Origin of the sequence: Acidisphaera sp. S103 (assembly GCF_009765975.1) — a bacterium.
Taxonomy (GTDB): domain Bacteria; phylum Pseudomonadota; class Alphaproteobacteria; order Acetobacterales; family Acetobacteraceae; genus Rhodopila.
This window is the reverse complement of record NZ_LMUJ01000054.1, coordinates 293501-306805: the sequence shown is the minus strand read 5'-3', so window position 1 is coordinate 306805 and position 13305 is coordinate 293501. Positions and strand designations below refer to the sequence as shown.

At 59.6% G+C, this 13305-nt stretch carries 9 protein-coding genes; 5 read left to right on the top strand and 4 right to left on the bottom strand.

Features of this window, described 5'->3' with window-relative positions; all coding sequences use genetic code 11:
• The first annotated feature begins 239 nt into the window (after positions 1-239).
• From GSQ89_RS17740 to GSQ89_RS17720, 5 genes are all read left to right on the top strand, one after another.
• Positions 240-983, top strand: coding sequence for an HAD family phosphatase (locus tag GSQ89_RS17740; protein WP_158927579.1), 744 nt, complete (start codon positions 240-242; stop codon positions 981-983).
• Positions 980-3277, top strand: a complete 2298-nt coding sequence (locus tag GSQ89_RS17735; RefSeq protein WP_158927577.1) for a glycoside hydrolase family 65 protein — start codon at positions 980-982, stop codon at positions 3275-3277. Before GSQ89_RS17740 ends, GSQ89_RS17735 begins: the two co-directional genes overlap by 4 nt.
• A gap of 35 nt (positions 3278-3312) precedes the next feature.
• Positions 3313-5739: a glycoside hydrolase family 65 protein gene (locus GSQ89_RS17730; protein WP_216856226.1), complete on the top strand. Its 2427-nt coding sequence runs from the start codon at positions 3313-3315 to the stop codon at positions 5737-5739.
• A 288-nt stretch (positions 5740-6027) separates the two neighbouring features.
• Positions 6028-8457, top strand: coding sequence for a phosphoketolase family protein (locus GSQ89_RS17725; protein ID WP_158927573.1), 2430 nt, complete (start codon positions 6028-6030; stop codon positions 8455-8457).
• Between the two features lie 51 nt (positions 8458-8508).
• On the top strand, positions 8509-9108 hold the full coding sequence (locus tag GSQ89_RS17720; RefSeq protein WP_158927571.1) for a histidine phosphatase family protein: 600 nt from the start codon (positions 8509-8511) through the stop codon (positions 9106-9108).
• A gap of 19 nt (positions 9109-9127) precedes the next feature.
• Here the strand turns inward: GSQ89_RS17720 and GSQ89_RS17715 are convergent, their stop codons facing one another.
• From GSQ89_RS17715 to GSQ89_RS17705, 4 genes are all read right to left on the bottom strand, one after another.
• A complete protein-coding gene (locus tag GSQ89_RS17715; protein ID WP_158927569.1) occupies positions 9128-9304 on the bottom strand; it encodes a hypothetical protein in 177 nt (58 codons plus the stop codon).
• A gap of 111 nt (positions 9305-9415) precedes the next feature.
• Entirely contained in the window at positions 9416-10057 is a 642-nt protein-coding gene (locus GSQ89_RS17710; RefSeq protein ID WP_256367332.1) for a PPK2 family polyphosphate kinase, read from the bottom strand.
• A 9-nt stretch (positions 10058-10066) separates the two neighbouring features.
• On the bottom strand, positions 10067-10285 hold the full coding sequence (locus tag GSQ89_RS39265; RefSeq protein ID WP_254073252.1) for a hypothetical protein: 219 nt from the start codon (positions 10283-10285) through the stop codon (positions 10067-10069).
• A gap of 247 nt (positions 10286-10532) precedes the next feature.
• Positions 10533-13190, bottom strand: coding sequence for a plasma-membrane proton-efflux P-type ATPase (locus tag GSQ89_RS17705; RefSeq protein WP_158927567.1), 2658 nt, complete (start codon positions 13188-13190; stop codon positions 10533-10535).
• Between the last annotated feature and the right edge of the window lie 115 nt (positions 13191-13305).

The following is a 13305-nucleotide window of genomic DNA, read 5'->3' as shown; positions in this document are numbered from 1 at the left end:
CGGATAGCACGGCGATATTATGAAAAGCGGAAATGAGTACTTTCCGATCCTGTCCTCGCTGGGCGGCGGCTGCCTAGGATCGAACTGGCGGGACAGCGCACCCAACGGACTATCAGCACGACGCGCCCGGGCAATCCAACAACATTTCTCCGTCATCCGTGTTCCCGGTCAACACACTGGCGCGAAAGCAGACACGTTCATCGCGCGAACGTGCCGCAAAACAAAACAAGGTGCAGGTAATGACTGTCAGCGAACGAGCGGCACGGCGATCCGTTCAGTCCAAAGCACTCAAAGCAGCAATTTTTGACGTTGACGGCGTGCTACTCGCCTCACCGCATGAACGCGCCTGGCGCGAAGCACTGCGTGGATTTGCCGATCCTGATCTTCTCACCACCGCGATGTATCAGGCCCAGGTCGCGGGAAAGCCGCGCCTGACCGGAGCCCGGGCGGCCCTCGAAGCGCTTGGCGTGGCGAACCCCGAACGGCAGGCCGTCCCGTATGCCGAGCGGAAGCAGAAACGCCTTGAAGAGTTGATCGAGGAAGGCAGTGTCGCGGCCTTCCCTGATGCACTCCGGTTCGTTCAAGCGGTGGCGGCCCTGGGGTGGCCTATGGCGGTCGCATCGTCGTCTAAGAATGCGAACGGAATGCTGCGGTTGATCCGCCTCGACTCTGGCCAAAGCCTGCTCGACGTGTTCGCCGCCAATGTCTGCGGACGCGACCTGCCGAGAGGCAAGCCGGACCCGGCGATTTTCCTGTTGGCCGCCAAGGAACTGCACATGGACCCCGCCCATTGCTTCGTCGCCGAGGATGCCCCAGCCGGCATCCAGGCGGCCCGCGGCGGAGGCATGAAGGCGCTGGGCGTTGCCCGTCACGACGACGCGGCGGGGCTGCGAACAGCCGGTGCGGACCTGGTGGTGACCAGTCTGGATGACGTGGCGATCGAGGACCTGGCTGGCAGCCGGATGTGCAGACGGCCGGCATGACCGATTCCGCAACGATGGACCAGGTGTTTGTACCAACCGCCGATCCTGATTGGGTCATCCTGGCGGATGGTTATGATTCGTTGCGCGAAGTCAGTGTTGAGTCGCGTTTCTCGATCAGCAACGGCTTCCTTGGTGTAAGGGGTGTCCGATCGACGACCAGGGGCGACCGTTGGGTGGTTCCCGCACGAACCTACGTGGCGGGTCTGTTCGACACCTCCGGTTCGAACCAAGCCACACAAGCTCTTGTCCCGGCTGCTGACTGGTTGCGGGTGCGCATCTTGCTGCCGGGCGGTCCGTTGCTGCATCATCCCGGCGATGTGTCGTCCCATCGCATGACACTTGATTTGCGGCGGGGCACTCTGCGCAGTGAAGGGCGTCATCTCAAGGCGCCGGACCTGGGGTTGCATGTGCATACCAGCCGTCTCGTATCGCTGAGCGACCGCGCGATCGGGTTGCAGTTGATCCGTATGGAGATCGAAGACGGTGAGCTCGATGTGACACTCGAGGCATCGTTCGAAGGGACGGAACTCGGGCTCGTCACCGACCAGCTTCGTCAGGACCTTGGTCTTTGGCACACCTCGCATTCCAGGAAGTACCTCGCGATGGCGAGCATGGCGGCGTTGCAGGTCAACGATCGGGATATTCCGCCCAGCGCCCTCGGACCGCTGAAATCGTCGTGGGCCTGGAAATCCCGTCCCGGCCAGGTCATTTGCTTTCAGCGGTTCGTTGCCATCGTGCGTGGTGACACCAAGGATATCGATCCCGCCAAGGAAGTCCGGGACAAACTAAACCAAGCGAAAGGCCTGGGTTGGCGGGGGGTGGTCGCGGCGCACGAGGCGGCCTGGCTCAGCCGCTGGCGCAGCAGCGATGTGGAGGTCGACGGCGATGCCGGCGCGCAACTTGCCCTACGGTTCGCCCTGTACCACTTGAACAGCGCCGCTAATCCGGAGGATGAGCGTGTATCCGTCGGTGCCCGCGCGCTGACCGGCGACGACTATCACGGGCACGTCTTCTGGGACACCGAGATCTTCCTGCTGCCGTTTTATATCCTGACCTGGCCGGAAGCCGCCCGAGCGCTACTGATGTATCGTTTTCATACGTTGGATGGCGCGCGCGCGAAAGCGGCTGGGATGGGGTGGCGCGGCGCATTGTACGCCTGGGAGTCCGCCGATACCGGTGCCGAAATGACGCCGGAGCGGGTTATCGGCCCGGATCATCAGGTCATCGACGTGTTGTGCGGCAAGCAGGAGCAGCACATCAGCGCGGATGTCGCCTACGCGGTCTGGCAATACTGGCAGGTGACAAGGGACGAAAGCTTTCTGCTCGACGCAGGCGCTGAAATCCTGCTTGAGACAGCTCGATTTTGGTCCAGCCGCGCAGTGCCGGAAGCAGATGGTCGTTGCCATATCCGCGGTGTGATCGGACCAGACGAGTATCACGAGCACATCGATGATAACGCCTATACGAACGTTATGGCACGCTGGAACATCCAACGCGCGCTGGACGTGGTGGCATTGTTGCGGACGCGTTGGCCTGCGCGATGGACCGGTCTCGCCGCCCGCCTGGACCTGAAGGACGGGGAATTGACGGCGTGGCTGCATGTCGAAGACACGATGGCGACAGGTCTCGATCCTACAACCGGACTCTTCGAGCAATTCAATGGTTATTTTGCGCTTGAAGACATCGATCTGGCTAACTACGCCGGTCGCACCGTCCCCATGGACGTGGTGCTCGGGCGCGAGCGAGTGCAAAAGTCCCAGGTCGTCAAACAGGCCGATGTCGTGGCATTGCTTGGTTTGCTGCCGGAGGAATTCGTTGGCGATATGAAATCGGCGAACTTCCGCTATTACGAACCGCGCTGTAGCCATGGCAGTTCCCTGAGCCCCGCCATGCATGGGCTGGTTGCCGCCAGGCTTGGCGATACCGACATGGCGCTGCGGTTCTTTCGCCAGGCGGCGGCGATCGATCTCGCGGACACCCATGCGGCCACCGACGGCGGTGTTCATATCGCGGCCCTCGGTGGGCTCTGGATGCTCGCGGTGTTCGGTTTCGCGGGATTGTCGTGGCGTGACGACGGGCTGGCGATCGACCCGCAACTTCCGAAAGAGTGGCGCAGCCTGAAGTTCAGGGTTCAATGGCGCCAGCGCAGTCTGGTGCTGAGCATCGACCCCGGTCAGCAGACCGTCGAAGCGATCGTGGAATCAGGCGACCCGATGGCCCTGTTCGTAGGCGGCCAACCGAACCAAATTAGTTCCGGCGCAACAGCCGTGATCCCAATCGTAAGCCTGTCATGAGCGGGAGTGATGATACCGACCCGGCATGGTCATTGGTGTTCGACGGGTTCGACCCAGCGGCCGAGGGAATACGTGAAGCCCTATGCACCCTGGGAAATGGCTACTTTGCTACCCGGGCAGCCGCCCCCTGGGCGAAGGCGGACGGCGTTCACTACCCCGGGACCTACCTTGCGGGCGGTTATAACCGGCTGCAAACCGATATTGCCGGGCGGATGGTCGAGAACGAGGATCTGGTCAATTTCCCCAACTGGTTGCCGCTTAGTTTTCATATCGCCGACGACGGCTGGTTCGACGCCGGAACTGCAACGATCCTGTCGTATCGCCAGGAACTCGATTTGCAGCATGGCATCCTGCTGCGGATCATCCAGTTCGAGGACCAACAGGGACGACGAACCCAGTTGCGGGAGCAACGTCTAGTTTCGATGGCCGACATGCATGTGGGTGCCATGGCGCTGTCGCTGACGGCTGAGAACTGGTCAGCGTCGGTCACGATCCGTTCGGCGGTCGACGGGCGTGTCATCAATGCCGGTGCGAAGCTGTATCATAGTTTCAACGGCAAGCATCTGGAGCTGCTGGAAAGCGAAGTCGTTGGAGATGATGGCGTCTGCATGGTGGTGCGCACATCCCAGTCGCATGTCCATGTTGCCCAGGTGGCACGCGCGCGATGCTTTCTCGATGGACGGGTTATTGATGTGCAGCGCCAGGTCATCCAGGAACCAGGATATATTGGCCAGGAACTGACGATCGACGTCAAACAAGGTGAGACGCTGGCGGTGGAGAAGCTGGTTTCGCTATATACCTCCCGCGACAGGGCAATCTCCGAGTGCGGGTTGGAGGCGCGCAAGGCCATGGTGCGGGCCGGCCGTTTCGACGCAGTGAAAGCGGATCATGTGCTGGCTTGGGCACATTTGTGGCGGCGTTTCGACGTGCGTATCGAGCCTGCCGATCCCGGATTCAAATTGAACGTTCCGATGTTGCTTCGCTTGAACATGTTTCACCTGTTGCAAACCGTTTCGCTCCACTCCATCGGTCTCGACATTGGCGTACCACCGCGCGGCTGGACCGGAGAGGCGTATCAAGGCCATATTTTTTGGGATGAGCTGTTTATCTTTCCGTTTTTCAATTTTCGCGTCCCCGAGATTACCCGAGCGCTGCTGACCTACCGGTACCGGCGTCTGGGTGAGGCCCGAGCGGCCGCCAAGGGCGCCGGCTACAAGGGGGCGATGTTTCCCTGGCAAAGTGGCAGCGACGGACAGGAGGAGACGGATATACTCAACCTGAATCCGCGTTCGCAGCGGTGGGTTCCCGATAACTCCTATCTGGAGCGTCATGTCGGAAGTGCTGTCGCGTACAACGTGTGGCAGTACTTCCAGGTTACCCATGATATCGAGTTTCTACAGTTCTATGGCGCCGAGCTGATCCTGGACATCGCACTTTTCTGGTCGAGTATGGCGACGTTGAATAGAGAGCGGGGCCGCTACGAAATTCGTGGTGTGATGGGGCCTGATGAATTCCATGACGGCTATCCGGACACGGCGACATCTGGCCTTGATAACAACGCCTATACGAATGTTATGGCGGTGTGGGTGCTTTGCAGGGCGATGGAGGTGCTAGACCGGCTGTCCGACATACGTCGAACCGAGCTGATGACGCTGCTGGGGATTTCGGCGGAAGAGATTGCGCGATGGAATGACATCAGTCGAAGGATGTATGTGCCCTTTCATGACGAAGGCATCATCAGCCAGTTCGAGGGCTACGCGTTGCTACGTGAGTTGGACTGGGAGGTATATCGCAAGCGATACGACGACATCCAGCGCCTCGATCTTATTCTGGAGGCGGAGAATGACAGCCCCAACCGGTACAAACTGTCGAAGCAGGCAGATGTGGTCATGTTATTCTATCTGTTTTCATCGGAGGAACTTGGAGGACTGTTCGCGCGGCTGGGATACCCGATGGACAGGGATACGATCCCGAAGAACATCGACTATTATGTTGCACGCACATCTCATGGGTCGACATTGTGCCGGGTGGTTTATTCCTGGGTCCTGGCGCGTTCGGACCGGCCACGCGCGATGACGTTTTTTGCCGAGGCGCTGCAAAGCGACGTGTCTGACAGCCAGCATGGCACCGCGGTGGAAGGGGTACACCTGGGTGCCATGGCGGGAACCGTAGACCAGGTTATTCGTGTTTCAACCGGGATTGAGATGAAGGGGGATGTTCTATGGCTCAACCCGGAACTGGCGCCCGAGATGAAGTCCCTTGACCTGCGAATCCGCTATCGTGGGCATTCGATCGACTTGCATCTTACGCACGGGGCTCTCACGGTGCGTGGAGAAGATCTCGATGTGGCGCCGATTTCATTATCTGTGGCGGGCAAGATCTATGAGTTCCTGAGCGGCACCACGCGGGTGTTCCAGTTGGATGGCGCGGTGCCGGAACACGCTGTTCTCAAACGCGGATAAATGTATTGAGCCAACATCCATGGTGCCCGCCATTGGCCTTCGCACCTCGGCTGGCACTCACTGGCATGAGTATTTTCCGAGTCTGTCCCCGGCCCCCACCGATATCCTATGGTCCAATCAGTTGACCCCGCAGGCGTCACGTTTTCGTCGAACGAGCCATCTTCTGGTGCAGCACCGGGTGCGGCGCCCGCCTTACCGAACGACGAATAACCATTCATTCAGCTAATCCTCAGCATATTCGGAAAATCATCCGAAGGCCTACGCGAGACCGCCAAGGAGCAATTCAAAATGAACTCCCCTACCGTTCCCTCAGAATCTTCGAAGCGCGTTGACCAGCATGGATATCCTCATGAGAAACCGACACTAGACGCCGATGAGCTGCGCCGGATGGACGCCTACTGGCGAGCCTCCAACTATCTGTCGGTTGGGCAGATATACCTTTACGACAATCCGCTGCTGCGCGAGCCCCTGAAACTGGGGCATGTCAAGCCGCTGGTTGTCGGGCACTGGGGCACGACGCCGGGCCAGAACTTCATCTATGTGCATCTAAACCGCGCCATCAAGAAATATGACCTGGACATGTTCTACGTCGCGGGGCCCGGTCACGGCGGCCCGGCGATTGTCGGCCAGACCTACCTGGAAGGCACCTGGAGCGAGGTCTATCCCAACGTTACGCAGGACGAAGCGGGGTTGAAGAAACTGTTCACGCAGTTCTCGTTCCCCGGTGGCATCTCCAGCCATGTAGCGCCAACGACACCGGGGTCGATTCACGAAGGTGGCGAGCTGGGTTATTCGCTCAGTCATGCCTTCGGAGCCGCGTTCGACAATCCCGGCCTGATCGTTGCCTGTGTGATCGGCGACGGCGAAGCGGAGACCGGCCCGCTGGCGACGGCGTGGCAGTCCAACAAGTTTCTCAGCGCGGTCACCGACGGGGCCGTGCTGCCAATACTGCACCTGAATGGCTTCAAAATCAGCAACCCCACGGTCTTGTCGCGGATCGAGCATCAGGAACTGGAACAATATTTCCAAGGCTGTGGCTGGAGTCCCTATTTCGTCGAAGGCGATGACCCGGACACGATGCACCAGCTTATGGCGACCACCGTGGAAAAAGCCATCAACGACATCCAAACGATTCAGCGCAATGCCCGGGACCGCAACGATACCGCTCGGCCACGTTGGCCGATGATCGTTCTGCGGTCGCCGAAGGGCTGGACGGGACCGAAAGTGGTCGATGGTCTACAGGTCGAGGGCACGTTTCGCGCCCATCAGGTGCCGCTTTTGGTCGACCCCGACCATCCTGAACACGTTGCACAACTCGAAACCTGGATGAAGAGCTACAAAGCGGAGGAACTGTTCGACGAAAATGGCCGCCTGATCCCGGAATTGGCTGATCTGGCCCCAAAGGGTGATCGGCGCATGGGGGCCAATCCGCACACCAACGGCGGGACGCTGCTGCATGATCTGCGGATGCCCGATTTTCATCTGCACGCGGTCACCGTGCCTGCGCCGGGTGCCGTCAACGCTCAGGATACCATGGTGCTGGGTCAGTTCCTGCGTGATGTGGCCAAGCTCAACGTTGCGGAACGGAATTTCCGTATATTCGGCCCCGATGAGACGCTCTCCAATCTTCTGGGTGCAGTCTTTGAGGTGACCAACCGTCAGTGGGACGCACGTGAGGCGCCGAATGACGAATTCCTGGCGCCTACCGGGCAGGTGCTAGACGCGATGCTCAGCGAGCACCAGTGCGAGGGCTGGCTGGAAGGCTATCTGCTGACGGGACGACACGGGCTGTTCAACAGTTACGAAGCGTTCATCCGAATCGTGGACTCGATGTTCAGCCAGCACGCGAAGTGGCTGAAGGTCACGCGGGAACTTCCCTGGCGCCGGCCGATTTCGTCGCTGAACTACCTGTTGGCATCGCATGTCTGGCAGCAGGATCATAACGGATTCACCCATCAGGATCCCGGGTTCCTCGATCATGTGATCAACAAGAAGGCCGACGTCGTGCGGGTTTACCTGCCGCCCGATGCCAACTGTCTGCTGTCCGTGTTCGACCACTGCCTGCGGAGCCGCAATTATGTGAATGTGGTGGTGGCCGGTAAGCATGCGCTGCCACAATGGTTGGACATGGACGCCGCGGTCATCCACTGCACGGAAGGGCTTGGCATCTGGCAATGGGCCAGCAACGATCAGGGCAGCGAGCCGGACGTCGTCATGGCATGCTGCGGCGACACGCCAACGCTGGAGATTCTGGCGGCGGTTTCCATTCTGCGCCAGCATCTGCCCGACCTGAAAATCCGTGTGATCAACGTGGTCGATCTGATGCGGCTGCAATCCGCGAGCGAACACCCGCACGGGTTGAGCGACCAGGATTACGACTCACTTTTCACCAAGGATAAGCACATCATCTTTGGCTTCCATGGATACCCGTGGCTGGTTCACCGGCTGACCTACCGCCGCACCAACCGCAATCTTCATGTCCGGGGCTACAAAGAAGAAGGTACTATCACGACGGCCTTTGATATGCGGGTGCAGAACGACCTGGACCGCTTCCATTTGGTGCAGGACGTGGTGGATCGTGTGCCGGGGCTGGGCGGCAAGGGCGACTACCTGAAGCAGATGGTGCGCGACAAGTTGATAGAGCATAAGCTTTATATCGACAAGCACGGACAGGACCTGCCGGAAATCCGGAACTGGAAATGGGGTGTTCCGGCGTGATGTAGCGCCGGCGGCGCCACGTAACGAGTATTCTTCCACAATGGAACAGATATGCTGGTTCGACTCTACCTTATTCGGCACGGCGAAACCGAATGGTCCCTGTCCGGTCAGCACACGGGGCGTACGGATCTTCCGCTGACCGCGCACGGTGAAGATGAAGCACGCAAGCTGGAACCATGGCTTCGGCCTATCCCGTTTGCCTGCGTGCTCACCAGCCCGCTACAACGCGCGCGGCAGACCTGTGAGTTGGCCGGACTGGGGGCGGCAGCTTCGGTCGAACCGGACCTGGCCGAGTGGAACTACGGCGATTACGAAGGTCGGTTGTCCCGTGACATCCGCAAGGCGCGGCCGGATTGGAATGTCTTTCGGGACGGCTGCCCAAACGGCGAAATGCCCGGACAGGTATCCCTCCGCGCCGATCGGGTTGTTGCTCGGCTGCTCGCGCTGGATGGTAACGTCGCGCTGTTCTCGCATGGCCAGTTCTCACGTGCCCTGGCGACGCGATGGATCGAATTATCCGTCGCAGAGTCGCAGCATCTTTCGCTGGGCACGGCGTCGCTCAGCATTCTCGGTTTCGATCCTAACCACCCCAAAGTGCGGGTCATCGAATTGTGGAACGCCGCCCCGGCGATGCTGGTGGGCCTTTCGTAAAACGACGCGTTCGTTGATGTCAGCAAAACAGACGATGCGCGATCCATCCGATCCCGCCGATCAACGCCAACGCACCAAAGGCCGCGAACAGGCTTCCGCCCGTCAGCAAAAGCATCAGCAGGAACCCTACGACGGCGGCACCTGCCATATAATTGCTCTCGATCGGATGCAGCCTGTCGTTTGGCTGATCCTTCACAAGACGCGTCCGAGGAGCATGGGTATGGTCGCTTCCGACGAAGGGGGCTCACTGTCCTGATGCGAGGAGCAACGCTGGTGGTTGTCTATTGTGACCGTGAAACCCACCCATTCAACCAGTAAGTTGCTGACGAATCGAAAGCAGTTCCCGGTGCCGCTCAGGAGTGGTTTTCGGATAACGCATGTCCAGCCCTTCGAGGGTATCGACGAGAATTTGCGATACAATCAACCGAGCATTTTGCTTATCGTCGGCGGGAACGACATACCAGGGCGCATCTGTCGTGCTGGTTGCACTGACGCATTCCTCATAAGCTGTCATGTAGTGTTTCCAGAACTTCCGTTCCTCAATGTCCGCCATGCTGAATTTCCAGTTCTTTTCCAGTTCGTCGATGCGGTCGAGGAAGCGCTTTCGCTGCTCGTCCTTCGACAGATGCAGGTAGAATTTGACGATACGGGTACCATTGCGATGAAGGTGCGCCTCCAAATCCAGGATCGAGCGATATCGGCCTTGCCAAACGGCGGCTTCAATAAGCGACGTATCCGAAAGTCCTTCGTTACGAAGAATCTCGGGATGCACGCGCGCAATCAGCACCTCCTCGTAGTAGGATCGGTTGAAGATGCCGATTCGCCCCCGTTCCGGAAGCTCGCGCGTGGTGCGCCAAAGAAAATCATGGAGCAGTTCGGTGGCACTGGGATGCTTGAAGCTGAACACCTGGCATCCTTGCGGATTGACGCCTGACATTACATGCCTGATCGCACCATCTTACCCGGCCGCATCCATCGCCTGAAAGATCAGCAAGACGGCGTAACGGTTGGATGCATAATGCAGTCGTTGCAACTCGCTTAGCTTCTTGACGTGCTCTTCCAACATTTCCTTGTAGTGCTTGTTCGATTTGTATACGGGATCGACATTTGTCGGCCACTTGCGGAGGTCTACCCTGTCCCCCTCCCGCGCACGGAAGTCCTTCGAGTTAATTTTCATTTCGACCCATTCAGCTCGGGTTAGTTCTGGGGTATCTTGGCGGCCGCAATTTTCGCCTCGGTCGCGGCAATACCGTCGGCTAAGATACGCCCGGCGTCCTCCGGATTTTTGCGAAGCCCGGCGACGAGAAGATCACCGAGGGTTGTATTAAACAGCGTCGCGACACTGGCATCGGACTCGGGTTCGGTTGCCTCGACTTCACCGTGGCGTCGAGCGGCGGTCCCACCGCGGTATCGGATTTGGTTTCCTAAGGTTTTGCCGACGGCTTCGGCTCGGTATCGGGCTGCGGGGCAGTTTTGGCATTCGCCCCGGGCTCGGCCGTGGCAACGGGTTTGGGTGCGTCGGCTTTAGTCGGCGGCCTTGGCTCGGCCTCGGATTGCGGAGCGGCTTTCGCGCCGGACCGCGGCTGGACCTTAGACTGTAGGGCGGGTGCGGCTTTGGTGGCGTCGAGCACGCGGTAAGCGAGCAGCTTCACTGGATCCGTCAGCAGGAACCATACCAAAGCATAGGCCCAGACCATCGCGGCCCAACCCCACCAGAGGGGGGTCACAAGGAACCCAAAGAGGCAGATCATTGTGGCCACCACCTGGGTGCCGATGACCGCAATAAGGAGAATTGGCGCGGGGCGTGTGGACCACCAAGGGCCACGCGTGCGGGTCTGGAAAATCGTCAGATGTCCGGCCACGGAAAGCAGAAGATACATCATTGTCTGGATCTGCGGACGGTCGATGTGAAGGACGCGGTCCCCAAGGTAAAACAGCCCAAACGCGGCTATCGGACCGACCAGGCCCAGCACCGTGGCGATTCCCAGAACCACGCGCATGTTCCAGGCTTCGGGCTGATTCCGGTAGATGACATTGTCGTAGGCGATCGACAAGATCGCGCCGTCGTTCAATAACGCCAGCATTACGATCATGATCGCGGTCAGCGGGTAGAAGTTGAAGACCACAATCGCCAGTGTCATGAACAGTAGCACGCGCAACGTCTCGGCGATGCGGTACATCGCGTAGCTGTTCATCCGCTGGAAGATCTTCCGGCTTTCCTTGATCGCATCGATAAGCACCGATAGCCCCGGTGCCACCAGCACGATGGAGGCCGCGGCGCGGGCTGCATCTGTCGCACCGGAAACAGCAAACCCGCAGTCGGCCTGTTTCAACGCGGGCGCGTCGTTCACGCCGTCACCCGTCATGCCGACGATATGGCCGTGCTTTTGCAGCACGTCCACGATGTGGAATTTGTGTTCCGGAAATACCTGGGCGAAACCGTCGGCGTCCTCGATGGACTTGGTCATCGCCGCCGTCTCTTCATTCTTGGAGTCACCCAAGGTGGCACCGTCGAGGATGTTGGCGCCCATTCCCAACGTTTTGGCGGTTTCCCGAGCGATCGCCAGGGTGTCGCCCGTTACCATCTTGATTTTCACACCCATCCGGGCCGCGGTCGCAACGGTTTCTTTGGCGTCTTCGCGAGGTGGATCGAACAACGGCAACACACCCAGAAGCTGCCATTGGCCGTCGCCGTCGGCACGGGCGACACCGAGCGCGCGGAAGCCACGGGCGGCGAAATCGTTGACCGCCTTGTCGACGGTGGCTTGGACGGAGGCGGCATTGGCGGATAGTTTCAAGATGACCTGAGGTGCGCCCTTCGTCACTTTGAAGGTCTTTCCGTCGGCGTCCTTTACGGTGGCTTCGGTACGCTTATGCACCGGGTCGAATGGCATGAAATGCGTGATTTCGAACGGCTTCAGCGCGTTCTTGTCCTTCAGGCCGCCCAGGACGGCGAGATCGATGGTATCGTCGTTCTCGGCCCGCGATGCCAATGCTCCGGCAAGAATGAGTTGGTCTGCCGCGATCTTGTCCAAACAGAATGGGTCACCCAACGTCAGCTTGTTCTGCGTCAGGGTGCCGGTCTTGTCGGCACACAGCACGTCCACCCCGGCAAGTTCCTCGATGGCGACAAGCTTGCTGACGATCGCCTGCTTTTTCGCGAGCAGGCGGGCACCAACCGCCATCGTCACCGACAGAACCGTGGGCATCGCCACGGGGATCGCCGCTACGGTCAAAACGAGGGCGAACTGTAACGTCGTCAGGATCGGGTTGCCTCGATAGATTCCGATGGCAATGATCACGGACACCAGAGCCACTGCTAGCATGATCAGATAATTGCCGATCGTCAGAACGGCCTTCTGAAAATGGCTGACCGTAACAGCGGTCTCCACCAGTTCCGCGGTCTTGCCGAAATAGGTCCTTCCTCCGGTCGCGTAGACCAGCGCGCCGATCTCGCCACGACGAACGATCGAGCCCGAGAAGACCGCGTCGCCGGGGTTGCGCGTGGCGGGCAACGACTCACCGGTCAGTGCCGACTGGTCCAGGGATACCTCGTCACCGTCCAGCAGGCGAGCGTCCGCTGGAACGATGTCGCCGAGGCGCAGGCGAACGACGTCACCTGGCACCAGTTCCCGCGCTGGTGGCTTGGCCCATTTTCCATCCCGTTTTACCCGGGCCTTGATTGCCAGTCTGGCCTTCAGAGCCTTGATCGCGTCGCCCGCCTGACGTTCTTCAAAGAAGCCCACCGCGGCATTCGAAACAAGCAGGACCAGGATGATGAAAAAATCCGGCCAATGCCGGACCACGGCCGACAGGACGACCGCCACTTCGATCATCCACGGAATGGGTCCCCAGAAATATGACAGTATCTTCAGGAGAACGTTCTGCTTCTTCTCCTCAAGCTCGTTCGGCCCATACTGGGTCAAGCGTTTCGCCGCCTCCGCATGACTGAGGCCGTCCGGAGACGATCCCAGTCTCTTCTCTACCTCTGCCATAGGCAGGGATTTCAAATCGCCGTTGGCGGCGGCCCTGGTCTCCGGTTTGGCGGCGGAGGGCTTTGACGGGGCGATGTTGGCACTCATGAGAAGTGTTGCTTTCCTTGCCTGATTTTTGTGGCGGCGGGTTACTTCCGCGAAGTCAGTCAGGTGAGTGGCGCGGGACATCGCAGTCCCGCGCTCTCTCAGAACCGGACGTGAA

Bases quoted from the DNA above. Each gene is read 5' to 3' on its own strand.
- GSQ89_RS17705 (WP_158927567.1), bottom strand. From the start codon at position 13,190: ATGAGTGCCAACATCGCCCCGTCAAAGCCCTCCGCCGCCAAACCGGAG.
- GSQ89_RS17740 (WP_158927579.1), top strand. From the start codon at position 240: ATGACTGTCAGCGAACGAGCGGCACGGCGATCCGTTCAGTCCAAAGCA.
- GSQ89_RS39265 (WP_254073252.1), bottom strand. From the start codon at position 10,285: ATGAAAATTAACTCGAAGGACTTCCGTGCGCGGGAGGGGGACAGGGTA.
- GSQ89_RS17725 (WP_158927573.1), top strand. From the start codon at position 6,028: ATGAACTCCCCTACCGTTCCCTCAGAATCTTCGAAGCGCGTTGACCAG.
- GSQ89_RS17735 (WP_158927577.1), top strand. From the start codon at position 980: ATGACCGATTCCGCAACGATGGACCAGGTGTTTGTACCAACCGCCGAT.
- GSQ89_RS17720 (WP_158927571.1), top strand. From the start codon at position 8,509: ATGCTGGTTCGACTCTACCTTATTCGGCACGGCGAAACCGAATGGTCC.